Annotated in this window: 21 protein-coding genes and 1 tRNA gene; 9 read left to right on the forward strand and 13 right to left on the reverse strand. The window is 73.3% G+C overall.

Features of this window, described 5'->3' with window-relative positions; all coding sequences use genetic code 11:
* Positions 1-26: 26 nt before the first annotated feature.
* From QRN89_RS34045 to QRN89_RS34075, 7 genes are all read right to left on the reverse strand, one after another.
* Entirely contained in the window at positions 27-902 is an 876-nt protein-coding gene (locus tag QRN89_RS34045; protein WP_290353259.1) for a carbohydrate ABC transporter permease, read from the reverse strand.
* Positions 899-1,909, reverse strand: a complete 1,011-nt coding sequence (locus QRN89_RS34050) for a carbohydrate ABC transporter permease (RefSeq protein WP_290353260.1) — start codon at positions 1,907-1,909, stop codon at positions 899-901. The genes QRN89_RS34045 and QRN89_RS34050 overlap by 4 nt, the downstream gene beginning before the upstream one ends.
* Before the next feature lie 148 nt (positions 1,910-2,057).
* On the reverse strand, positions 2,058-3,359 hold the full coding sequence (locus tag QRN89_RS34055; protein WP_290353261.1) for an ABC transporter substrate-binding protein: 1,302 nt from the start codon (positions 3,357-3,359) through the stop codon (positions 2,058-2,060).
* Between the two features lie 220 nt (positions 3,360-3,579).
* Positions 3,580-4,596, reverse strand: coding sequence for a LacI family DNA-binding transcriptional regulator (locus QRN89_RS34060; protein ID WP_290353262.1), 1,017 nt, complete (start codon positions 4,594-4,596; stop codon positions 3,580-3,582).
* 167 nt (positions 4,597-4,763) lie between these two features.
* Complete coding sequence (locus tag QRN89_RS34065) at positions 4,764-5,234, reverse strand: GNAT family N-acetyltransferase (protein WP_290353263.1); 471 nt, start codon at positions 5,232-5,234, stop codon at positions 4,764-4,766.
* Positions 5,235-5,550: 316 nt separating this feature from the next.
* The gene (locus QRN89_RS34070; protein WP_290353264.1) at positions 5,551-5,787 is read right to left on the reverse strand and encodes a chaplin; all 237 of its coding nucleotides are present in this window, start codon (positions 5,785-5,787) and stop codon (positions 5,551-5,553) included.
* A gap of 150 nt (positions 5,788-5,937) precedes the next feature.
* Positions 5,938-6,441 carry an NUDIX domain-containing protein gene (locus QRN89_RS34075; RefSeq protein WP_290353265.1) on the reverse strand — a complete coding sequence of 168 codons (504 nt, stop codon included), beginning with the start codon at positions 6,439-6,441 and terminating at the stop codon, positions 5,938-5,940.
* A gap of 735 nt (positions 6,442-7,176) precedes the next feature.
* Here QRN89_RS34075 and QRN89_RS34080 point away from each other — a divergent pair.
* Positions 7,177-7,917 (forward strand): class I SAM-dependent DNA methyltransferase, encoded by a 741-nt coding sequence (locus QRN89_RS34080; RefSeq protein ID WP_290353266.1) that lies wholly within the window; start codon positions 7,177-7,179, stop codon positions 7,915-7,917.
* A 79-nt stretch (positions 7,918-7,996) separates the two neighbouring features.
* Here QRN89_RS34080 and QRN89_RS34085 read toward each other — a convergent pair whose 3' ends face one another.
* Positions 7,997-8,728: a class I SAM-dependent methyltransferase gene (locus QRN89_RS34085; protein WP_290353267.1), complete on the reverse strand. Its 732-nt coding sequence runs from the start codon at positions 8,726-8,728 to the stop codon at positions 7,997-7,999.
* A 216-nt stretch (positions 8,729-8,944) separates the two neighbouring features.
* Here QRN89_RS34085 and QRN89_RS34090 point away from each other — a divergent pair, with 216 nt between their 5' ends.
* The 3 genes from QRN89_RS34090 to QRN89_RS34100 all read left to right on the forward strand — a co-directional run bounded on the left by QRN89_RS34090 (position 8,945) and on the right by QRN89_RS34100 (position 13,179).
* Positions 8,945-10,438 (forward strand): hypothetical protein, encoded by a 1,494-nt coding sequence (locus QRN89_RS34090; protein WP_290353268.1) that lies wholly within the window; start codon positions 8,945-8,947, stop codon positions 10,436-10,438.
* 198 nt (positions 10,439-10,636) lie between these two features.
* Positions 10,637-11,899, forward strand: coding sequence for an AAA family ATPase (locus QRN89_RS34095; protein ID WP_290353269.1), 1,263 nt, complete (start codon positions 10,637-10,639; stop codon positions 11,897-11,899).
* On the forward strand, positions 11,896-13,179 hold the full coding sequence (locus QRN89_RS34100) for a vWA domain-containing protein (RefSeq protein ID WP_290353270.1): 1,284 nt from the start codon (positions 11,896-11,898) through the stop codon (positions 13,177-13,179). Before QRN89_RS34095 ends, QRN89_RS34100 begins: the two co-directional genes overlap by 4 nt.
* Before the next feature lie 54 nt (positions 13,180-13,233).
* Here QRN89_RS34100 and QRN89_RS34105 read toward each other — a convergent pair whose 3' ends face one another.
* A complete protein-coding gene (locus QRN89_RS34105) occupies positions 13,234-14,262 on the reverse strand; it encodes an aminoglycoside phosphotransferase family protein (protein ID WP_290353271.1) in 1,029 nt (342 codons plus the stop codon).
* A 164-nt stretch (positions 14,263-14,426) separates the two neighbouring features.
* Between QRN89_RS34105 and QRN89_RS34110 the strand changes: the two genes are divergently transcribed.
* Positions 14,427-14,606 (forward strand): hypothetical protein, encoded by a 180-nt coding sequence (locus QRN89_RS34110; protein WP_290353273.1) that lies wholly within the window; start codon positions 14,427-14,429, stop codon positions 14,604-14,606.
* A 376-nt stretch (positions 14,607-14,982) separates the two neighbouring features.
* Here the strand turns inward: QRN89_RS34110 and QRN89_RS34115 are convergent, their stop codons facing one another.
* Together QRN89_RS34115 and QRN89_RS34120 are read right to left on the reverse strand one after the other, a co-directional pair.
* A complete protein-coding gene (locus QRN89_RS34115) occupies positions 14,983-15,180 on the reverse strand; it encodes a hypothetical protein (RefSeq protein ID WP_290353274.1) in 198 nt (65 codons plus the stop codon).
* Between the two features lie 75 nt (positions 15,181-15,255).
* The gene (locus tag QRN89_RS34120) at positions 15,256-15,936 is read right to left on the reverse strand and encodes an adenosylcobinamide amidohydrolase (protein WP_290353275.1); all 681 of its coding nucleotides are present in this window, start codon (positions 15,934-15,936) and stop codon (positions 15,256-15,258) included.
* 306 nt (positions 15,937-16,242) lie between these two features.
* Here QRN89_RS34120 and QRN89_RS34125 point away from each other — a divergent pair, with 306 nt between their 5' ends.
* Positions 16,243-17,055, forward strand: a complete 813-nt coding sequence (locus QRN89_RS34125; RefSeq protein ID WP_290353276.1) for a class I SAM-dependent methyltransferase — start codon at positions 16,243-16,245, stop codon at positions 17,053-17,055.
* A 182-nt stretch (positions 17,056-17,237) separates the two neighbouring features.
* Here the strand turns inward: QRN89_RS34125 and QRN89_RS34130 are convergent.
* A tRNA-Met gene (locus QRN89_RS34130) sits at positions 17,238-17,311 on the reverse strand.
* Positions 17,312-17,489: 178 nt separating this feature from the next.
* Here QRN89_RS34130 and QRN89_RS34135 point away from each other — a divergent pair.
* A complete protein-coding gene (locus QRN89_RS34135) occupies positions 17,490-17,804 on the forward strand; it encodes a hypothetical protein (RefSeq protein ID WP_290353277.1) in 315 nt (104 codons plus the stop codon).
* Positions 17,805-18,105: 301 nt separating this feature from the next.
* On the forward strand, positions 18,106-18,306 hold the full coding sequence (locus QRN89_RS34140) for a DUF4236 domain-containing protein (protein ID WP_290353278.1): 201 nt from the start codon (positions 18,106-18,108) through the stop codon (positions 18,304-18,306).
* A gap of 98 nt (positions 18,307-18,404) precedes the next feature.
* Here the strand turns inward: QRN89_RS34140 and QRN89_RS34145 are convergent, their stop codons facing one another.
* On the reverse strand, positions 18,405-18,992 hold the full coding sequence (locus QRN89_RS34145) for a tellurite resistance TerB family protein (RefSeq protein ID WP_290353279.1): 588 nt from the start codon (positions 18,990-18,992) through the stop codon (positions 18,405-18,407).
* A 663-nt stretch (positions 18,993-19,655) separates the two neighbouring features.
* Between QRN89_RS34145 and nhaA the strand changes: the two genes are divergently transcribed.
* Positions 19,656-21,542: a Na+/H+ antiporter NhaA gene (nhaA, locus tag QRN89_RS34150; protein WP_435833288.1), complete on the forward strand. Its 1,887-nt coding sequence runs from the start codon at positions 19,656-19,658 to the stop codon at positions 21,540-21,542.
* Positions 21,543-21,575 lie beyond the last annotated feature (33 nt).

Raw genomic sequence — 21,575 nt, forward strand, 5'->3', positions numbered from 1 at the left:
CGGAGGTACGTGCGATCGACGGTGGGTCATTTCACGGCGCCCGCGGTCAGGCCGGCGATGATCCTGCGCTGGAAGACCAGCACCAGGACCAGCAGCGGTACGGTGACCACCACCCCGGCCGCCATCTTGGTGCCGTAGGGGATGTCGAAGCCGGTCGCGCCGCCGAAGCGGGCGATGGCGACGTTCGCCGTCTGCATGGACGTCTCGTTCACCATCGACACCGCGATGATGAACTCGTTCCAGGCCGCGATGAACGTCAGGATGGCCGTCGTGAACAGCCCGGGTGCCGTCAGGGGCAGGATGACCTTGCGGAACGCCTGGCCGGGCGTGCAGCCGTCGACCATCGCGGCGTGTTCCAGCTCGCGCGGCAGTTGTGTGAAGAACGCGTTGAGGTTCCACACCGCCAGCGGCAGGGCGAACGACATGGAGGGCACGATCATCGCCTGGTAGGTGTTGACCCAGTGCAGGGTGCCGGCGAACAGCTTCAGCAGGGGCACGACCAGCGCGATGCCGGGGAACATCGACGTGGCGATGACCACGGCGAGCACGGCGTTCTTGAACCGGAAGTCGAGCCGGGCCAGCGCGTACGCCGTGAAGACCGCGATCACGAGGGTGACCACCGTGGTGACACCGGCGACCACCAGACTGTTGAACAGGGCGCGCCCGAAGCCCGTCCCCGGCTCCAGCACGGCCCGGTAGTTCTCCAGCGACCACGGCGACGGCAGCGGCGACTTCTCGAAGAGGTCCGAGCTGCGGCGGAAGCTGGACACCAGCATCCAGTAGAACGGTGCCAGGCAGTACGCGACGAGCAGGGCGGTGCCGAGCACGCCCAGGACGGCCCGCGCTCCGGGTGTGCCGGACCGCTTCGGGCGCACGAGCGCGACAGGGGGAGCGGTGCTCATGCCATCGCCCCCTCGGCCGTCGTCGCACGCCGCGAGGGCACCTTCCCACCGGACCTGTCCGTGGAGAGCAGATCGGCGCCCAGCAACCGGACGAAGACGAACGCCACCACCGCGACGTACAGGAAGAGGATCACCGCATAGGCGGCCCCCGGCCCGTAGCGCGTGTTGGCCGCCTCGTCGAACGCCAGCATGGACAGCGTCTCCACCGACTGCTTGTGCGGCCCGACGAGGACGAACGGCAGGTCGAACATGCGCAGCGCGTCCAGAAGCCGGAACAGTACGGCGACCACCAGCACGGGCCTTACCAGCGGAAGGGTGATCCGGATGAGCTGCTGCCAGGCGCCGGCGCCGTCGATGCGCGCCGCCTCGTACACCTCGCCCGGGATCAGCTGCAGACCCGCGAGCACCAGCAGCCCGACGAACGGAGCGGTCTTCCAGGTGTCCGCCACGATCACGGCCACCGTGGCCTGGAAGCCGTCCGTCGTCCAGAGGACCTCCCGTCCCAGCAGGGCGTTCGCCGCGCCGTCGGCCTGGAAGATCCACTGCCAGAGGAGGGCGGAGACGACGGTGGGAATCGCCCAGGGGACGAGCACGCCCGCCCGCACCAGGGCCCTGCCCCGTATCGCGCGGTGCATGACCAGTGCCATCGCCACACCGAGGACCGTCTCCAGCACCACCGTCGTGACCGTGAGGAACGTGGTGTTGGCGAAGGCGTTCCAGAACCGCTCGCCGGCCTCCCCCTCGAAGACGGCCGCGTAGTGCCGGAGGCCGACGAACCGCTCACCTTCCTGCACGAACCCGGAACTGTCCAGCCCTTCCTGCTCACTGAACAGCGACTCCCGGAACGCGGCCAGCACCGGGTACCCGGCGACCAGGGCCAGCACCAGCAGCGTGGGGGAGACCAGCAGCGCGGCGAGGCGGCCTCCGGGCCGGCCGGGGCGTCTGACGCGGGGTGCGGGGCCGGGGGGAGCGGACGTCGGGGACGGTTGCGCCGTCAGGACGGTCATGGGTGATCACCTCTGCGGGAGGGACGGTACGGGGAGGGGCGGGCGGGACCGCGCGCCGGCCGGTGGGGGAGAGGACCGGGCGCGCCCCCGCTGCCGGAACGCGAGCTGCTGCCGAACGGCCGCTGGACGGACGTGTATTGACGATTCGTCAGGACTTGGTGATCCGCTCCAGCTTCTTCTGGAGCTGCGCCAGTGACTCCTCCGGCGGGACCTCGCCCTTCAGCGCGCGGTACGCGGCGTCCTGGATCGCCGCGGTGGCGTCCCCGTACCGCACGACGCGCGGCCGCGGTACGGCACTCAGGATCGACTTCTTCAGCACCGGCAGGTACGGGTACTTGGCGATGAGCTCCTCGTCCTCGTACAGCGCGGCGGCCGTCGGCGCGTTGGAGCCGAGGAGCAGGTTCTCCCGCTGCAGCCGCTCGTCGGTCATGAAGGTGACGAAGTCCAGCGCGGTCGCCTTGTTCCGTGCGAACGAACTGACCGCGAGGTTGTGGCCGCCGAGACTGGAGACACCGGGCCCGTCGAGCCCGGGGAGCGGTGCCACCGCGAACTTCCCCGCCACCTTCGACGAACCGTCCTCGGCGTTCGCCAGGGACCACTGGTACGGCCACTGCCGGTGGAAGACGAGCTCTCCCTTCTGGAACGCCTGCCGGCCCTCCTCCTCCTTGAAGGTGATCGCCTTCTTGGGGATCAGCCCGCTCCGGTAGGCGCCGGTGAGGAACTCCAGGCCCTTCAGGGCCTCGGGCGAGTCCACCGTCGGTGCGCCCTTCCCGTCGACGACGGAGCCGCCCGCGCTCTCAACCATTTCCGCGAAGTTGACCGTCAGCCCCTCGTACTTCTCGAACTGCCCGGAGTAGCAGGACATGCCCTCGGCCTCGGGCAGCGCGAGCACCTTCTTGCAGGTGGCCTCCAGCTGGGACCAGGTCGTCGGCGGCTCGGCCTTCGCCTTCGCCAGCAGATCGGTGCGGAAGTAGAGCATCCCGCCGTCGGATGTCCACGGCGCGGCGTACAGGCGACCGCGGTACGAGGCGCCCGCCAGCGTCGGTGCGAGGTAGGTGTCACTGTCGAACTTCGCCCTGGGCAGTTCGTCGATCCAGCGGTGTCCCGCGAACTCGGCGGTCCAGACGAGGTCGAGATTGAGCACCGAGAACTCCGGCGACTTCAGCTCCGCGTTCTGGATCATGCGTCGGCGCTGCTCGTCGGGCGAGTCCGACAGTTCGATGACGCGGACCTTCTCGTCGGGGTGGGAGCTGTTCCAGCGGCCGACGATCCGGGTGAGGGTCCCGGAGTTGTCCTTGCCCGTGGCCAGCGTGATCGGGCCGCGGCCCGTGAAACCGCCCCCGCCGTCGGTGTCCGTCGTACCGGAGCCCGTACCGCACGCGGTCAGCGACACCGCGGTCACCCCCGCGGTCACCCCCGCGGCGCACGCCCGGAACAGCCAGTGCCTCATGCCGTGCCTCCATCCTGTGGCTCTCGGCGGGTCCGCACCGCCGAAGTGCCAGGAGAGTACGCAGCCGATCGCAAGTAGGTCTACCGTTGCGTGCAAGATTGACGACAAAAACTGTGCAAGAAGACGTCATTCCTAGGGAGCTGAGGCGATCAGGCCATGCGGAAGGGGCGGCACCCGAGGGTGCCGCCCCTTCCGGCGGACACGTGTCAGTGCTCGCGCATCAGCTCTCGCGCAGCACCGCGGTGCTGCCGCGCACCACCAGTTCCGGCTCGAAGAGCAGTTCCTCGTCGGTCTCGCTCTGACCGCTCATCCGGCTCGACAGGAGCGACACCGCCGCCCGTCCCATGGCCTCGACCGGCTGACGGAGCGTCGTCAGCGGGGGATTGACCAGCGGCATGAACGCCGAGTCGTCGAAACCCACCACCGAGACGTCGCGCGGCACGTCCAGGCCCATGCGCTGGAAGGCCCGCACGGCTCCCAGGGCCATCACGTCGCTGGCGCACACCACGGCGGTCACCCCGCGCTGCGCGAGCCGCTGCGCCGCCGCGGCGCCGCCCTCCAGCGAGTACATCGTGTGCGTGATGAAGGGCTCGGCGTCCGCGGTCCCGCAGTGCTCCCGGACGGCCGTGACGAACGCGGCCTTCTTGCGGACCGCCGGCGTGTGGTCGGCGAACTCGCCGAGCGCGAGCCCGATCCGGCGGTGCCCCAGCGAGGCCAGGTGGCGTACGGCCAGCTCCGCGGCGAGCGCGTCGTCGGTCGACACGCAGGGGAACGTGAGGTCGTCGACGATCCCGTTCACCCCGATCACGGGGACTCCCCGCTCCAGCAGCCGCCCGTAGTGCGAGTGGTCGGCCCTGCTGTGCGAGTGCAGCCCGCACACGAACACCGCTCCGGAGATCTGCTGCTCCAGCAACATGTCCACGTAGTCGCTCTCGGAGACACCCGCCATGGTGCGCGTGCACAGCACGGGGGAGAAGCCGCGCTGGGCCAGTGTCGAGCCGATGACCTCGACGAACGCGGGGAAGACGGGGTTGATGAGGTCGGGGGCCACGAGGGCGACGAGACGCTGGGTCTTCCCGCGCAGCCCGCGGGGGCGCTCGTACCCGAGGACGTCGCAGGCGGTCAGCACCGCGGTCCGGGTGCCCTCGGCGACCCCCGGCTTCCCGTTGAGGACGCGGCTGACGGTCGCCTCGCTCACCCCGGCGTACTCCGCCACCTCGATCAGTCGTCTCACCATGCCGACAAGGCTACGTCATATCTTGCATCTGCTTGCAAGGATCTGCCGGGAACCCGGCAGGATGGTCGGGCGGGCGGGTACGAGCTCGTCGAGTGGGGCCGACAGCGTCGACGCCGGGTGTTCGCGCCGGCTGTTCGCCCACGGGGCGGGAGTCACCGCGCGGGAGTTCACTCGTCGGGCAAGGTGAGACGCAGGACGATCTCGCCGTCGTCGATGTCCCCGGTGGGCTCGAAGCCGAGCTTCCGGTAGAAGGGCCACGGTTCGCCGTCGCCGGGCTCGTAGCTGGTCAGCAGCTCCGTGCCGCCGTCGGCGCGGACCAGGGCGGCGATCTGGGCGAGCGCCTCCCGGCCGACCCCTCGCCGCTGGTGCCGCTTGTCGACCAGGAACCGCCAGAGGAAGTGCCGCCCTCGGTAAGGACCGCCCGGCGGTCGCCACGCCAGCATCACGAATCCGACCGGCTCGTCGTCACGGTAGACGGCGCGGAACCAGGGATGGGCCTCGGGTGTCTTCGCCGCCTCTTTGAGCGACTTGGACACGGAGGCGACGAACTGCTTCTGGTCACGTCGGACGCGCAGGGCCCGGACGGCGTCCCGGTTGTCGTCGGTGATCTCCCGCAGATGCACATGTGGGGATCGCATGCCACACCCTTCCTGCCCACGGTGGCTCCGCCGTCCGGGCCGGCCCGTGGGGCCCGCCGCCGGCGGGTGGTAAGTCCCGGTGGCTCGCGCGGTGCCCGGGCGGCCGGGCGGACGTCTTCGCAGCGTATGCGACACCGGCGACCCGGAGCGGGACGGGCGCGCCGGTCGGTGACCGTGCCCGGGGCGACTCCCGGACAGAGCGAGGGCCGGACCCTCGGCGCGAGGATCCGGCCCGTTCGGGGCCGCGGACGACCGCCCGGCAGGCGGGCCTTCCGGGGCCCGGGCCGCACTGGTTCCCAGGGCGGCGGGGTGCGGGTCAGCCGTTGAGGCAGGCGTTCCCGACAGCCGGGTTGAGCAGGCTGATGACACCGAGCGAGTTGCCGCAGAGGTTCAGCGGAACGTGGAGGGGGACCTGGATGACGTTGCCCGACAGCACACCCGGGCTGCCGGCGGCCGCGGCCTCCGCGCCACTGTCCGCCACAGCGCTGCCGGCGCCGGCGAGGACACCGGCCACGGCGAGGGCGGCCACGGTGGACGCGATTCGCATGCGCATGATCTCTCCTAGAGGGGTCTCGACGAAACGAGTCGGCCACGATCACACCGGACCGGCACCGCCGACCCCGGGCATTCGGCGGCTCGGGGGCGTGTCGGAGCGACCGCGACATCCGTTCGGCCGACGTCGAACCGCTGTGCGTACCCCGGCTCAGTCGTCCCAGTCCCAGGCGTCGAAGTACGCCGTCACGCCCGTGCGCCGGGCCTCCATCACGGCCCTCAGCCGCGCGAAGTCCCGCTCCGGCATGTGCGTCCGCCACTCCTCCAGCGACAGGACCCGCACCGTGTCGTGCTCGGCCGGGTCCAGGGCGATGCCCGCGATCCGTTCGGCGGTCAGCCGGCCGCCGTCGAAGACGAACCCGACCGTGCTGTACGGCCACTCGGCACCCGGCAGGCCGTACACGGCGGCCAGCAGCCGCGTGGGCCCCTCGAGGACCATGCCCGTCTCCTCCCGGCACTCGCGAACCGCCGTCTCCCACGGACGTTCGCCCGGGTCCATGGTCCCGCCGGGCCACTGCCACGGATGCGCCTGCGAGTACACCGCCCTCAACTGCACCGGCCGGTCGTCCTCGTCGGTGAAGAACAGACATGCGAAGGCGGTCGCCTTCATCAGCGTCTCGGCGTACTCCTCCGGCGGCAGCCAGGTCGCACTCACGACACCCTCCCACCGCACTGTGCCGAGAACCGGGCCGGCAGCCTCCCACCGCACCGTGCCGCGAACCGGGCCGGCGGTTCGTGTACGGGACCGCCTGTCGGTCCGGGCGTCGCGCACGGGGGCGGCGCGGGGAGGGGTGCCCCGGCTCTGGGGCGGGCGGTCTCACGGGCGTCGACGGTGGCGCGGGGTGGGGTCACGGTGCGGCCTTTCTCACGGCGTCGAGGACGGGGCGGCGGCAGGGACGGGTCAACCGGGGCTGCCGTACGGGGCGTTCACGGCGGCCTCGGCGGGACGGTGGCCCGGTGTGTCCGGGGCCGACGATGCGCCCCTGACGCGGCCCGGGCCCGCCCCGCAGAGATCAACGACGGGGACCGGCAGTTCGGACGGCCGGTTTCGGACGTCGTCGGAGCGGCGGGTCGGGCAGCCGGCGACGAAGGGGCACGCGGGACACGGCGGCCCTCGCCGCGCGGCGGGCACGGCCGTGGCCCCGGATGGCCGAAACGCCGAGCCCGCGCCGAGTCCTTCGCCGTGAGCCCGTGCCGTGCCCGTGCCGTGCCCGTGCCGTGCCGCGTCGAGCCCGTGCCGCGCCGCGTCGGGCCGTGGCCGCCGCACCCGCCGGGAGTGTGCGCCGCGCCCGCCGAGCGCCCACGCCGGGCCGCGCCCCGCGCGGACGGAGTGCTCCGCGGTCGGGGAAATCAGAGGCGTTCACACGGCCCCGAGCGGTACCGTCCCCGGATGCATGACGAGGACGGGTACTTCGGAGAGAAGATCGCGGCCAGGTACGACACGTCGTCGGCGGACATGTTCCGGCCGGACGTCGTGGATCCGGCGGTCGGGCTGCTCGCCGGGCTCGCGGGCGACGGCCGGGCGCTCGAACTCGGCGTCGGCACCGGCCGGATCGCCCTGCCCCTCGCCCGCCTCGGGATTCCCGTGCACGGCATCGACATGTCCCGGGCCATGGTGGCGCGGCTGCGCGCCAAGCCAGGCGGCGACGGCATCGGCGTGACCATCGGCGACTTCGCGACGACACGCGTGGCGGGCGACTTCGCGGTCGTCTACCTGGTCTTCAACACCATCAACAACCTGACCACCCAGGACGCGCAGGTGGCCTGCTTCCGCAATGCCGCGGAACACCTGCGGCCCGGTGGCTGCTTCGTCATCGAGGTCGGGGTCCCCGAACTGCGCCGGCTGCCGCCGGGACAGCAGGCGGTGCCGTTCCACATCAGCCCCACGAAGTGGGCGTTCGACACCTACGACGTCGCCACGCAGCAGATGAGTTCGAACTACGTCACGGTCGTCGACGGACGCGCCGAGTACTGGTCCCTTCCATTCCGTTACGTGTGGCCCTCGGAGCTCGATCTCATGGCGCGGCTCGCCGGGCTGCGGCTGCGCGACCGGTGGGAGGGCTGGTCAGGGGAACCGTTCACCGGCGAGAGCACGAAGCACGTCTCGGTCTGGGAGAAGCCCGCCGGCTGACGCCGTGCGGCCGCCCGGCGCGCCCGGCGCGGCGGAAACCGCCCGGGCGTACTCCCAGGGGCGGGCGGAACGTCACCGGTCACGCGTCGGGCCGTACGGCGACGAAGACGAACTCCCTGCCCGGCCGGTCGGGGGCGTCGCGTACGTCCTCCACCGTGTACCCCTCGGCGGTCAGGTCCGCCTCGACCTCCTCCCGCTGCCGGAACCTCAGGGTCGACTCCGACGTCGTCGTCCGCCCGTCCGCGGCGAACACATAGCTCCACCGGAACGTCACCAGGGGCCCGTCGACCTCGATCAGGTCGACCCAGCTCTCGACCGTGCCGACGCCCGGGACGTCCGTCACACCCCAGGAGGCCTCGCGGTTCCAGCCCTCCCAGGCGCGCCGCGACGGATCGCGGGACTCGAACACGAAGTGCCCACCCGGGCGCAGCGCCTCGTGCGCACCCCGCAAGGTCCCCCGCCACACGCGCGGATCCACGAGCTCCTGCGCGGCGTTGGCCGTCATGGTGGCCAGGTCGACCCGGAGCGACGGGAGCGCGGTGGCGTCCCCGCAGATCCACCGGACCCGCTCGCTCCCCGGTTTGGCCCTGGCCACGTCGACCGACGCCCGTGCCGGGTCGACGCCGACCACCTCGAGCCCGCGGTCGGCCAGCAGCAGCGCGAACACCCCCGTACCGCAGCCGATGTCCAGCACCCGCCGGGCGCCGAACTCCTCCGCGATCGCCAGATAGGCGGCCAGGTCGCTGCGGTCGGGGTCGAGCGCGTCGTAGAGGGCCGCGAGCCGGGGATGCCGGAAGCATTCATCAGCCATCCGCCGAAGGTACCGGCTCGTCCCCACCGCCGCCCGTGGCCGGCCGCCGTCGCGTCGGCAACGGCGCCCGGGCGGTCCGCAGTTCGTCCTCGGGGCACCCGGGACGTGCCCCGGGAAAAGCGGCTGACGGCCCCGCAGGGACGGCGCTACGATCACCGCGATGACCTATCAATCTGCTCAGAGATTGGGGGACCCGTCCGCGCAAGGTGAGTGCTGATGCTCACTCGGATCGCGAACGGGGATGCCCGTACTTCCTTCTGGCCGCGCGTGCGGGAGTTCGCCGTGCCGCCGTCCATGATCGAGACCGCCACCGCCCGGCGCCGGGCCGGTGACTGGGCGGGGGCGTGTGCCGCCGCAGGCATCGACGTGGACCTCGATCTGCGCGCCGCGGCCCGCGGCCACGGCCGGGCGCTGGCCGCCGAAGTCCGCTCGGACCTGCGGCACCTGGCACCCGACCTGCTGCGCTGGCACATGCCGAGGATCGCCCCCGACGGGCTGCTGCGCCCGGGACTGACCATCGCGCTGGCCCGGTACGACGTGGCCGCCCGGGACGATTCCCGGTACGACGCGGTGTCCCGGGGGAAGCCCCGGCACGGCGCCGCACATGACGGCACGTACCCGGTGCACCTCGTGGTGCGCACCGCACCTGCCTGGGCGGACGCCGGACAGCGCATCAGCCTCGCGTTGTGGGACGGTTCCCGTCGCGACGCCGCCGCCCGACGCCATCCGCATCCCCACCCGAGCCGTCGGTTCCGCCTCGACCTGCACCGCCACCTGTGGGACGCACACAGGGCCGATGAGCTGCGGACCCGGTCCGGGGCCGACAGCCCGCCCGGCAACGGCGACGGTCGGACCGACCCGGGGCTGCTGGCGGCGGTGCCGCCGGGACACCCCTGTGCCGTCGACCGCTGGGCGGCCGAGGCGGGGATCCTGCTCCGCTCCGAAGGGCGGCCCACGGGCACGTTCACTGTTCGTGTCGGCCGAAGACGGCTCGTTCTCGAACTCGTCACGGCCGCGGATGGGGACCCGCGCGGGGGAGGGCTCGAACCGCCCACCGCGCGGGTGACGGGTACGACCGCGGCCGGACGTGTCGCCGGGCTGCCGGTGCTCCCCGACGCGGCAACCTGGGTCCTGCCCGACCTGGAGCTGCTGCGTGCCGGTGCGATCGATCCGGACCGGCTGCATCCGCTGGTCGCCTCGGCACTCGTACCGGACCGCGCGCCGGACGGTCCGTCAGGGACCGTCCGGGGCCGCTCGGTCCCGGACAAGTCGGGGGGACCGCGCCTCGTGGAATGCCGGGGAACCCGGCACCGGATCGGTGTGGTCGACGGGGTGCTCGTCCCGCTGGACCACGAACCGGCCGAGATCCGCCGGGAGGAACTGCTCGCCGCGCTCACCGGTACGCCCCTGCCCTGCCTGCGGGCGATCGACGCGGCACACCGGCGTCCCGACTCCCTGGCCGAAGTCCAGGAACGCCTCGACCACGGCGACACCGCCGGCGCCCTGGCCGTCGTCGAGCGTCTGCTGGGGCCCGACGCACTGCTGCGCACCGGCGCCCTGCGGGACGAACTGGAAGAGGCGGCGCGACGGCGGATCAGTCACGGGCTGTTCCGGGCCGGCCTGGACGGACCCGGGCCCGGCCGAGTCCGCCCGGGCGGCGCCCGGCCCCGTGACGGCCGCGGCCGGCCGCGCCACGCCACGACTCCCTGACGCCGGACATCCGTCGGTCCGCGCCACGTGACCACGCCCTGCCCCAATCCGTCCGCGCCACGTCACCACGTGACCCGAGACATCCGTCCGCCCGTGCCACGCGAGCCCTGTACCCGCCCGGGCACCCCGTCCTCCTCACGCTCACATCCACCACGCATCCGCACGCGCGTTCCACCACGACCCCGAAGGTGATGCCCCATGACCACGTACCCCCACTCCACCGCCGCCGTCGACCCGGCCGACCCCGCACACGCCTCCCCACTCGACGTCGCGGGCCGACTCCTGTCCCTGCTGGGCGAGACGACCACCGAACCGCGCCCTGACACACAACTGGAGGCGCTGACCCTCGCCGTGGCCGCCGACCTGCCCGTCCTCCTCTGGGGCGAGCCCGGCATCGGCAAGACCGCGGCACTCACCCAGCTCGCCGCGTCGCTCGAGCTCCCGCTGACCACGGTCATCGCCAGCGTGCACGAACCGTCCGACTTCTCCGGCCTGCCCGTCGTGGGAGACGACCCCGCCGTGCAGGGGGTCCCCATGGCACCACCGGACTGGGCGGTACGCCTGGTGCGCGCCGGCCGGGGACTGCTGTTCCTGGACGAGCTGTCCACCGCGCCACCGGCCGTTCAGGCCGCCCTTCTCCGCCTCGTGCTCGAACGGCGGATCGGCGCCCTGCGCCTCCCGCCCGGTGTGAGGATCGTGGCCGCGGCCAACCCGCGGGCGTCGGCCGCCGACGGCTGGGAGCTGAGCCCTCCGCTGGCCAACCGCTTCGTCCATCTCCCGTGGGCCCACGACCACGCCGTCGTCGTACGCGGTCTCGGCGGGACCTGGCCCCGTGCGACGCTGCCCCGCCTGGACGCGGAGAAGTTGCCGGAAGCGGTCGCCCACGCCCGCCGCGCCGTGTGCGGGCTCCTCGCCGCCCGCCCCGGACTCGTACACCGGCTGCCCACCGGGGAGACCCGCCGTGGCGGTGCCTGGCCGTCCCCCAGGAGCTGGGAGTCGACCCTGCGGCTGATCGCCTTCGCGACCGCGGCCGGTTCCTCCCGGGAGGTACTGTCCCTGCTGGTCCGGGGCGCGGTGGGCGACGGGCCCGGGCTGGAGTTGCTGGCGAGCCTCGACCGGATGGACCTCCCCGATCCGGAGGAACTCCTCGCCGACCCGGCGGGCGCCGCCCTTCCCGAGCGCGGGGACCTGCGCCAGGCCGTGCTCGACGGAGTCGTCGCGGCGGTCCGCGAACGCCCGGAGAGGTCCCGCTGGGACGCGGCGTGGGCCCTGCTGGTACGGGCCGTGGAGACCGGAGCCCCCGATCTGGTGGTCGTCCCCGCCACCACGCTCGCCGCGCTGCGCCGGGAGGACTGGGACGTCCCGGCGTCGGTCGAACGGCTCACCGGCGTCGTGTCCCTGTCCCGGCGGGCCGACCACGTGGCGGTCCGGACCGCGGTCGCCGCGAAGGCCGGCCGGTGAACGCGGGCGTGCGCGGCCGTCCGGAAGCCGTACCGGGACGACTGGACCTCGACAAGCTCTACGCGGCCCGGCTGCACGCCGCCCGGGTCCGGCCGTATCTGGCGACGGCACTGTTCGCCCTCGGCACCGTCGAGTCACGGCGGGTACCGACCATGGCCGTCGACCGGCACTGGCGGTGCTACGTCTCACCGGCGTTCGTGGACCGGACCCCGGTGGAGGAGCTCGCCGGAGTCTGGGTGCACGAGGTGTCCCACCTGCTGCGCGACCACCACGGGCGCAGCGACCGGGTCGCGCGGGAACGCGGGCTGACCGGACCGGCACAGCGGCTGCGGATGAACATCGCCGCGGACTGCGAGATCAACGACGACGTGTACGGCGACGGGCTGGCGCTGCCCGAAGGCGCCGTCCTGCCCGCGTCGTTGGACCTGCCCGAGGGCGAGCTGATGGAGGACTACCTGCGCCGGTTCCGTCTCGGACCGCACACACAGGACTTCGCCTGGCTGGACTGCGGGAGCGGCGCCGACGGACTGGCACGGGAGTGGGACCTCGGACCGGACGGAGCGCACGGCCTCAGCGCGCAGGAACGGGACGCCGTCCGGTTCCGCGTCGCCCAGGGCATCACCGGCCGCCCGGGCAGCGCTCCGAAGGGATGGCGACGCTGGGCCGAGGAGGCGTTCCATCCGCCCCAGCCCTGGCGGGAGTTGCTGGGGGCGGCGGTCCGTTCGGCCGCCACCGGCGCCGGAGGGGGCGACGACTACACCTACGGCAGGCCTTCCCGCCGCTCGGCCGGAGTCCCCGGCGCCGTGCTGCCCGGCCTGCGCCGCACCCCGCCCCGTGTCTCCGTGGTCATCGACACCTCCGGGTCGGTCAGCGACGCCGAACTGGGCAGCGCGCTCCTGGAGGTCGCCGCGATCTCCCGGGCCGTCGGCGGCCGTCGCGACCTGGTCACCGTGGTGCCGTGCGACGCGGCGGCCCGAGCCGTGCACCCCCTGTGCCGTGCCGAAGGCATCCCGCTCGTCGGCGGGGGCGGTACGGATCTGCGCACGGGCTTCGCCAAGGCGCTGCGAGCGCGGCCCCGGCCGGACGTCGTCGTCGCCCTGACTGACGGGCAGACCCCCTGGCCAGACACGCGGCCACCGTGCCGGACGGTGGTGGGTCTGTTCCCCCGGGAGCGCTCGTCCCGGTCGTGGGACGAGGACGATCCCGACCACGTACCGGACGCGCCGCCGGAGTGGGCCCGCGTGGTCGTCATCGGCGGCCCGGGAGGTCCTTCCCGGTGAGCCTCCGAAGCTGCGGCTCCCGCGGCGGCGCCATGGGGTCTGGGCACCCGGTGGCTAGACGGGCGGCTCGTTGAAGAGTTCCCTGAGCCACCGCACGCGCTCCTCGGTGCCGGTGCCGGTGCCGGTGCCGGTGCCGGTGCCTTCCGGCGTGCCGGCCGCGGACGGGAACAGCCGGCCCCACGAGCAGGCGCGTCCGAGAGCGCTCAGACGCCAGGCGAGGCTCACCGCCCGTCGGAGGTCCGCGGTCGTGTGCCCGGCGCCCGTCCAGGGTTCCAGGTAGGCGTCGCGCAGCCGGGGCAGCACCTCGTGGCCGTAGCGTTCCACCGCTCTGCGGGCCGGGACGAGCAGACTGCAGAAGGGATGGGAGACGGCGGCGTCGCCCCAGTCGAAGAAGGTGAAGCGGCCCGGCTCCCGGACGAACAACTGGGCGTCGTGCAGGTCGGAGTGGTCCAGGGAGTCGGCGACACCGACGGCCGCGAGTTCCGCGCACCAGTCAACGAGCAGCGGCCGGAGTCCCTCCAGACGCCGGCGCTCGTCGGGGCGCGAGGCGGTGTTCTCCGCGACCAGCCTGTCGAAGAGGCCGGGCAACGCGGCGGTACGCGCACCGGGGACGCCCAGTTCCTCGATCTCCCGCGCGTGGGGGACCAGGGCCCGCTGCATGGTCGCGTACTGGCGAAGGACCTCCTCCCAGGTGCGGGGCTCGACCGCTTCCCGTTCGAGTACGTGGCGGAAGAGCTCGCCGCCGTCGGGCAGCAACGTCCAACCCCGCCCCGGATCCACCGCCAGCGGCTCCAGCACGTGCTCCGGCACCCAACGGGTCAGCCGCGCACTGAGCGCGCCCTCGAAGGCACTGGCCGGTGGATTGGCCTTGAACCAGACGGCCTCGCGCCCGTCGACGGGGACCCGCAGCAGGACCGACCAGGGCCGAAGCCGTACCTGCCACCGGCCCGCGGCCCGCAGACCGTGCGCGGCCAGCGCGTCCTCGACCCAGCCGACGGCGGCGCCACGCCATGCCTCCTGCTCCCAGGGGGTCACCGCGTCCTGGTACTGCCCCCGGTCCACACACACTGACGGATCCTGCATCGCGCCATTCCAGCACCGGGACCGGAGCGGGTTCCACCGGATTACCCCGTGGGCGGTGGTGCGGGCTTCACCGTGGCCGTGGCGGGGGCCCCGGGACCGCCGGGTCTGGAAACCGGGAACGGGGGCATACGGGCACCACGTCCACGGAACGAGGGAGCCACGCCATGCTGGGTATAGCCGCCGCCGTACTGTTCTTCATCGCCTTCCTGATCAACGCAGCGGACATCGCCACCAACCAGGCCTTCGCCTCGGGGAACGTGATGCTGCTCGGCCTGGCCCTGCTGGCACTCCATGTCGCGGGGGTCGGGGCCGGCTGGCGGACCGGACGGGCGCGTCGCCGCTGACGGCGACGCCGACGGCGGCGAACCCTCGGGGCCGGATGCCGTGACGGGGCGTCGGTCCGCCCGAGCGGGGTAGACGCGGGGCACGACCTCGAACGTCCCGTGCCACCGGGCGCGAGGCGGGCGCATGGACATCGGCGCCGGATTCGCCCACGCGAGCGGCGGGGTTCGGCGCCCTCAACCGGGGAGCGGATCGCTCCCCGGGACCTCACCACCAGGAGGCCAGAATGACCTCGATCGTGACGGCCGCGGCCGACGCCTCGACCGCTCCCGCATGGCTGCATCTGACGGTCATGGCCACAGCGCTGCTCGTCCTCGTCTACAGCCTGGCCAGGCACAGCAACTGACCGCCGGCCCGCAGTCGGCGAACCCGAGCCCCTCAGTCGTCGGAGTCCCCGCCGCGCCCGAGACCCCAGCTTCGGTTCCGCCGTCCGGCGCTGCTGACCAGCTCGGCCGCCGCCAGGGTCACCGCGGACACGATCCGCGTCCAGCGCGGGCCGCCCCGCGCCGCCCACACCACGCAGACGCACCCTCCGACGGCGAGGGCGATGACGCCGGACAGGACGAGCAAGGCCATGAGTGTCCCCGTTCTCTTGCGGTTCTCTTGCGGTCCGGTCATCCTCCCAGTCGGCGGAGGCGGCCGACGCGCGGGTCAGGGCGCGGGCGTCGCGGTCGCCACCGCCCGGTGGACGGCGCGCGCGAGACGGGCACCCCACAGGGAGCGAGGGCCGGCGAAGGGGTGGATCTCCTCGCCGTGACGAGGAACGCGTGCGGCGACACACACGGCGTCGGTGGGCGTGCCGGAGCAGTCGTACCCGGCCTCGATCAGGGCCTGGACCTTCGCTTCGGTGGCCGTCGCCACCGCGTTGACCAGGGCGGCGTCGGTGAGCGCCACCGGGACCGCCGCGACGATGTTGATCGTGCCCGGTGCCGCGAGGGCGACGCTGCCCTCGTCCGCTGCGGCGGCCCAGCCGCGTACGGCGATGCCCACCGTCGCGACGGCCTCGACGCCGCCGTCGCACGCCTGACCGTTGCGGGAGACATCGGCCGCCGTCATCAGCCCGACGCCCGCGCCGCGCAAACCGAAGTCATCGGCCAGATGGGCGAGATGCCTGTCCGGGTCCTCGCGACGGTAGCCGTGGGCGACCTGGGCGTTGACGACCCAGGCGCGTTCGCCGATGCCTCCGCCGAGCACGGCGTTGCTGATCATGCGCCATCCCGGGCCGGCGGCCCACGTCAGGACGGGTAGCCGCTCGCCGTCCTCGACACGGGTGCAGAGACCGGCGGGCAGCAGGCCCGTGGCGGTCCGGGGCGATGGTACGAGGGCGGGCAACGAGGGGACTTCCTGTGGGCGGGCGACCGGCTGATCCTACGCGGCGGGGACTACAGCCCGGGCGGCGAGGTCCGCCGAGACGCGCCAGGCCGTCCCCACCGCGGTGGGCGCCGGGGACCTACGCGCTCGTCGCCCGTGCAGGCCGCCCGATCGCACGGTTGTCCCCCGCGGATCACGTACGCAAGGGCGGTGAACGCCCGCCATGGGACGTCGGATTCGGCTCGTGCACCGCGGACCGAGAGTTAGGGTGTGGCTTCGTCTTGATCTTCTTCGACTTCGGTCGGGTTGGGGGCGCCGGTGGCGGTGGTGACGGGTTTCGACGAGAGCGAGCGGCTGATCTGGGCAGGACGGGCCGACGCCTACGCGGGCGGGTTCGCGAAACTGTGCGCCTACACCGTGCCGCGATTGCTGGACGTGGCGGGAGTCGGGCCGGGAACGCGGATGCTGGACGTGGGAACAGGGCCGGGCACGGCGGCCGCCGCGGGCTGCGACCGGGGCGCGTCGGTCACGGCGGTGGACGCGGAGCCCAGCATGGTCGAGCTGGCGCGGAAGGCCGCGCCGGCCGCCGACGTCCGTCTCGCCGTGTTGCCCGAACTCCCCTTCATTGACGGGACGTTCGACGTGGTGGTGGGGAACTTCGTGCTGAACCACGTCGGCCGTCCCAGGGCTGTCCTGGCCGAGCTGCTCCGCGTCGCTCGGCCGGGCGGACGGATCGCGCTGACGATCTGGTCGGCCCCGCCCGCCCCGGGACAGGCCCTGATCGGCCGGGCGATCGGGGCCGCCGGTGCCGTACGCCCGCCGCATCTGCCCGCGGGGCTCGCCGCCGAGGACGACTTCCCCCGTGACGAGAGCGGTCTGGGGGCCCTGATGGAGTCGGCGGGGCTGCGTGAAGCGGCCTGCGAGACGCTGCGCTGGGACCACCGGGTCGACGCGGAGGAGTGGTGGAGCCGCGGTCCGGCGGCCGGTGTGGCGTTCGGCGGGGCCTTCGTGCAGAGCCAGACGCCGGAGATCCGAACCGAAATCAAGCGGCATTTCGACCTCTTCGGCGCCGAGTTCGCCGACGGCAGCGGTGTCCTGTCACTCCCGCACGCGGCCCTGCTCGCGCACGCCCGTCGCTGACTGCCGGATGCGGAGGATGACCGGCTGCAAGAGAGGATGACCGGGTTGCACGAGCCGTAGTGCGCCGGATGTGCCGGGCCGGCCTCCGGTAGGGCTCGGGGGAGTGCGGCGCAGTGACCGTTCGGTACCGGTGGCCTCGCACATGAAGGGCCCGCCGCACCGGGCGGCGGGCCCCTCCTTCGTGGCCGAGGCAGGATTCGAACCCGCGACCTCTGGGTTATGAGCCCAGCGAGCTACCGAACTGCTCCACTCGGCTGCCTCGAGAGTAGAACGCCAAGTCGGCCCGCGGCGACCGAATTCCGGCGTGCGGCGAGGCGCGCGCACGACCTGCGGGAAGGGGGCACGGGCGGCCGCCCGCGGATGAGTACGCGGGCACGTACGGGCTGAGTACCTCGTCCGATGCCACGCGTGCCGCGCGCTGCTGGAATGACGCCATGAACGCCGACGCGCCCCGCAGCCCCCGTATCCAGCAGGTCACGACCACGGGCACCGCCCTGGCCGCGGCCCTGCTCCCGCTGATGGTGGGAGTCCTCGTCGCGAAGGCCCTGGGTGCCGACCCGATGGCGCCGGTGAACGCCCTCATCGCGGGTGGCGGGCAGCGCCCGCGCGTCTGTCCGGCCCAGCTGCGCGGCTGCGGCCGCAGCGCACTCCTGCCCACGACGTACGTCCGCGGCCTGAGCCGGGCCGGGGGCCGGCAGCGGGTCCGGAGCCTGGGGCGGGGGAGCGGCACGGTCGCGCCGCGCCCGTGACGTCGGCGTCTGCCGACGCGTCACCGCGTCCGGACGGGCGACACCGACCGGCACCCTGCACCGCGCAGCGGCGTCACGACCTGCAGAGGCCGGCTGTGCTCCGGGTCCTCCCGGCCCGGGCCCCTTCCGGACGCCCGTCCCTGACGCCGCCGGCCCGTGCCGAGCGCGACGGCCCTCCGGCGTCGACACGAGCACCACCGACGGCACCCTGTCGCGCAAGGCCGGGAGCTCGCGTAAGGCCGGGAACTCGCGTAAGGCCGGGAACTCGGGGAAGACGGACGATCTACGAGAGGAGCGCACCGTGCCCGTGACCTTCCGCAAGAGCTTCCGCATATTCCCCGGAGTCCGCCTCAACATCAACCGCAAGTCCGTCTCCCTCACCCTCGCCAAGGGGGACGGTGCCAGGCGCACTTACTCGTCGACGGGCCGGCGCACCACGTCGATGGACCTTCCCGGCCCCTTCGGCTACCGCAAGACCACCACGCGCCGCAGCCGCCGCTGAGCGCGGCCCGGGCGCGACGTGCTGCCGTCGTGACCGGGTGCCACGGCCCCCGCTGCCGCCCGCCCAGTGAGTGACGGGGCCGGCGGCAGCGGCGCGCCTCAGACGCCGAACTCGGCGGGAGAGATGCCGAGGGCGGCGCAGGCGTCGCGGACCGCCTGCTGCTCCGACGGCTCCACATGCCCGTCGGCACCCGCGATGACCATGCCGGTCTGAACGACCGCGCGGGCCTCCTGCGGCTTCTTGGCCGCCTTGGCGATCTCCTTCAGCGCTTCCGCCTTGCCCAGCTCGAAGTTGGCCGTCAGCCGGTCCACGTTCTGGTTGAACCGCTGGCGGAGCTGGTCCGCGGGGAAGTTCTGCAGCACCTCGTTCGAGACGATCAGCTCCTCGACGCGCTGGCGCTCCACGGGATCGACGTGCCCGTCGGCCGCGGCCACCAGCGCGCACATCGCCATGCTGGCGTCCCGGTAGGCGCCGCTCTTGAGCTCGGTCTTGACCGACGCGAGCTGGGACTTGAACAGTCCGATCAACTGGGCCTTGGAGCCGCCGGAGGACGACCCCTGTCCGTGACCGCCGTGCTGTCCCTGGCCGAACGGGCCGCCCCCCTGTCCGTGCGCGCTGCCTCCCCGAGCGCCCTGGGACTGCTGGAGGTTCTTGGCCTGCTCCTTGAGCCGGTCCCACATCGCCACTGGTGCCACCTCGGCTTCTGCTGTCGGTCTGTTGCCGGTCGTCGGCCGCGCTTGCGCGCGGGCCGTACCCGGTCAACGCCGCCCACGGGGTCCAGGTTCCCGAATGGCAAAGTAAACGCAAAATAGGACCGCCTCGGTCCGGTCGCAACGGACGGTGGTCACGGAGCCCGCCCCGCGCGGGCCGGCGCTGTAGGCCCGGCCTCGCCGGGCAGCACCTCGGCCTCCTCCACGAGCAGGAAGGCGGGCGGCAGGTCCGGCTCGCCCGCAGCGGCGAGACCGTGACGTCAGGGCGCCCGCTCCCGCGGAGACTCGGGCGGTCATGCCGGCATCTTCCCCTCGTTCGGAAACCGCAGGCGAGGCGGCCACCCGGAGTGCGGGGGGAGCGTGAGGCCGGCCGCCCGGCCCGCGGGGGAGCGTGCCGCCGGGCAGCGGCCGCACCCGCCCCGCCGCCCGGCAGCGGACACCGGCCGCGTCCCGGACACAGGTCCGGACATCGCGGCACACGGCCATGATCGCCCCTGTCCCGCACCGCCGCATCCGCCGGCGGGCCCCCGCCCCGGCCCCACCGCGGCGCCGCGGGAACCGCCCGCCCTCCACGGGCGCCGCCCACCCGCCTCGCCCCGTGCAGAGGCCGGATCGCGCGCGGCACCCGATGATGGCGTGGTGAGCGCAGGCCCGACACCCCTGGCCTTCCTGGGGCTGACCAAGTGGAGCCGTGACACGCGGTCGCCGCTGCGGGACTTCCTGCGCACGGAGACCGGCAGCGCCGCGTTCCTCGTGACGGCCGCCCTCGCCGCCCTGATCTGGGCGAACGTGGCCCCGGCGGCGTACGAGGCGCTGTGGCGGACGGAGCTGTCCGTGCACCTCGGGGCCCACGGCGTCGACCTCGGGCTGCGGGAGTGGGTCAACAGCGGCCTCATGGCGCTCTTCTTCTTCGTGGTCGGTCTCGAGGCGCGCCGCGAGTTCGACATGGGCGAGCTCCGTGAGCGCCGGCGCACGGCCCTGCCCCTGATCGCCGGGCTCAGCGGCATGCTCGTCCCCGTCTGCGTGTACCTCGTCGTCAACGCGGGAGAGCCGTCCGCGGCCGGCTGGGGGGTCGCGATGTCCACGGACACCGCCTTCGCGCTCGGCATGCTCGCCCTCATCGGCAGACGTATGCCACCGGGCCTGCGCGTGTTCATCCTCAGCATCTCGGTCGTCGACGACTTCGTCGCCCTGGCCGTCATCGCCGTCGTGTACAGCGAGCGCCTGTCGGTCCCCGCCCTGCTGTGGGCCCTCGCGCTGTTCGCCCTGGCCCTGCTGGTGCACTGGGCCGGCGTCCGCCGGGGAGCGGTGTACGCGCTGCTGGCGGTGGCGCTGTGGGCCGTGCTGCTGGAGTCGGGGATCGACCCGGTCGTCACCGGGCTGGCGATGGGCCTCATCTTCGCCGCGTATCCGGCGGCGCGCGGCGAACTGGAGCGGGCGAGCGACCTGTTCCGCTTCTTCCGCGAGCAGCCCACCCCCGAACTCGAGGCGACCGTGCGGCGCGGGCTGGCCTCGGCGGTGTCGCCGAACGAGCGGCTGCAGCGGCTGTACCACCCCTGGACCAGCTTCGTCATCGCACCCCTGTTCGCCCTTGCCAACGCCGGGATCCAACTGGGCTCCGAACAGCTCAGCCGGGCCGCGACGTCCCCGATCACCCTGGGAGTCCTGCTCGCCTTCGTGATCGGCAAGCCCCTGGGGATCCTGGGCGCGTCGGTGCTGACCACGCTGCTGAGCGGCCGCCGGCTGCGGCCTCCCGCGGGCTGGGGCGCCGTCGCCGTGGGCGGCACCCTCGCCGGCGCGCCCTTCACCGTCTCCCTGCTGATCGCGACCTTCGCCTTCGAGGGAGACCGGCTCGCCGAGGCGAAGCTCGGCGTCCTCGGCGCGGTCCTGTGCTCCTTCCTCCTCGGCCGGCTGCTGACCGGCGTCCTCGGGCTCCTCCCCAAACCACTGCGGCTGAGGGCCCTGCTGGGCCGGGCCGAGACCCTCGTCGACCTCGCCGTCCCCGTCGATCCGGAGCGCGACCACGTGCGGGGCTCGCCGACCGCCCCGGTCACGCTGGTCGAGTACGGCGACTTCGAGTGCCCGTACTGCGGCCAGGCCGAGGCGGTGGTGCGCGAACTCCTGCGGGACTCGGGCGACGTCCGCTACGTGTGGCGGCACCTGCCGCTCGACGACGTCCACCCGCACGCGCGGAGGGCGGCGGAGGCGTCGGAGGCGGCCGCCGAGCAGAACCGCTTCTGGGACATGCACGACCTCCTGATGGTCCACCAGGGTGCCCTGCGCACGACCGACCTCGTCCGCTACGCCGAGGACCTGGGACTGGACACCGAGCGGTTCCGGCGTGACCTGCGCAAGCGCAGGGGCGCCGCACGCGTGGCGGAGGACGTGGACTCGGCCGATGTGAGCGGTGTCTCCGGGACGCCGTCGTTCTTCGTCAACGGCCGCCGCTACCACGGCGCGTACGACGTCGAGGGGCTCAAGGCCGCCGTGAAGGAGGCGCGGGCCCGGGCGTTTCTGACGTCCTGACCGGGACGCGCGAGGTGGCGGGAGTCCGCCGCG

The sequence above is a fragment of the Streptomyces sp. HUAS CB01 genome (assembly GCF_030406905.1).
Taxonomy (GTDB): Bacteria; Actinomycetota; Actinomycetes; order Streptomycetales; family Streptomycetaceae; genus Streptomyces; species Streptomyces chengbuensis.

Coding starts and splice junctions, on each gene's coding strand:
- QRN89_RS34065 (WP_290353263.1), bottom strand. CDS start 5,234: ATGCGATCCCCACATGTGCATCTGCGGGAGATCACCGACGACAACCGG.
- QRN89_RS34080 (WP_290353266.1), top strand. CDS start 7,177: ATGCATGACGAGGACGGGTACTTCGGAGAGAAGATCGCGGCCAGGTAC.
- QRN89_RS34115 (WP_290353274.1), bottom strand. CDS start 15,180: ATGGCCTTGCTCGTCCTGTCCGGCGTCATCGCCCTCGCCGTCGGAGGG.
- QRN89_RS34045 (WP_290353259.1), bottom strand. CDS start 902: ATGAGCACCGCTCCCCCTGTCGCGCTCGTGCGCCCGAAGCGGTCCGGC.
- QRN89_RS34050 (WP_290353260.1), bottom strand. CDS start 1,909: ATGACCGTCCTGACGGCGCAACCGTCCCCGACGTCCGCTCCCCCCGGC.
- QRN89_RS34085 (WP_290353267.1), bottom strand. CDS start 8,728: ATGGCTGATGAATGCTTCCGGCATCCCCGGCTCGCGGCCCTCTACGAC.
- QRN89_RS34110 (WP_290353273.1), top strand. CDS start 14,427: ATGCTGGGTATAGCCGCCGCCGTACTGTTCTTCATCGCCTTCCTGATC.
- QRN89_RS34090 (WP_290353268.1), top strand. CDS start 8,945: ATGCTCACTCGGATCGCGAACGGGGATGCCCGTACTTCCTTCTGGCCG.
- QRN89_RS34095 (WP_290353269.1), top strand. CDS start 10,637: ATGACCACGTACCCCCACTCCACCGCCGCCGTCGACCCGGCCGACCCC.
- QRN89_RS34070 (WP_290353264.1), bottom strand. CDS start 5,787: ATGCGCATGCGAATCGCGTCCACCGTGGCCGCCCTCGCCGTGGCCGGT.
- QRN89_RS34055 (WP_290353261.1), bottom strand. CDS start 3,359: ATGAGGCACTGGCTGTTCCGGGCGTGCGCCGCGGGGGTGACCGCGGGG.
- QRN89_RS34135 (WP_290353277.1), top strand. CDS start 17,490: ATGAACGCCGACGCGCCCCGCAGCCCCCGTATCCAGCAGGTCACGACC.
- QRN89_RS34105 (WP_290353271.1), bottom strand. CDS start 14,262: ATGCAGGATCCGTCAGTGTGTGTGGACCGGGGGCAGTACCAGGACGCG.
- QRN89_RS34060 (WP_290353262.1), bottom strand. CDS start 4,596: ATGGTGAGACGACTGATCGAGGTGGCGGAGTACGCCGGGGTGAGCGAG.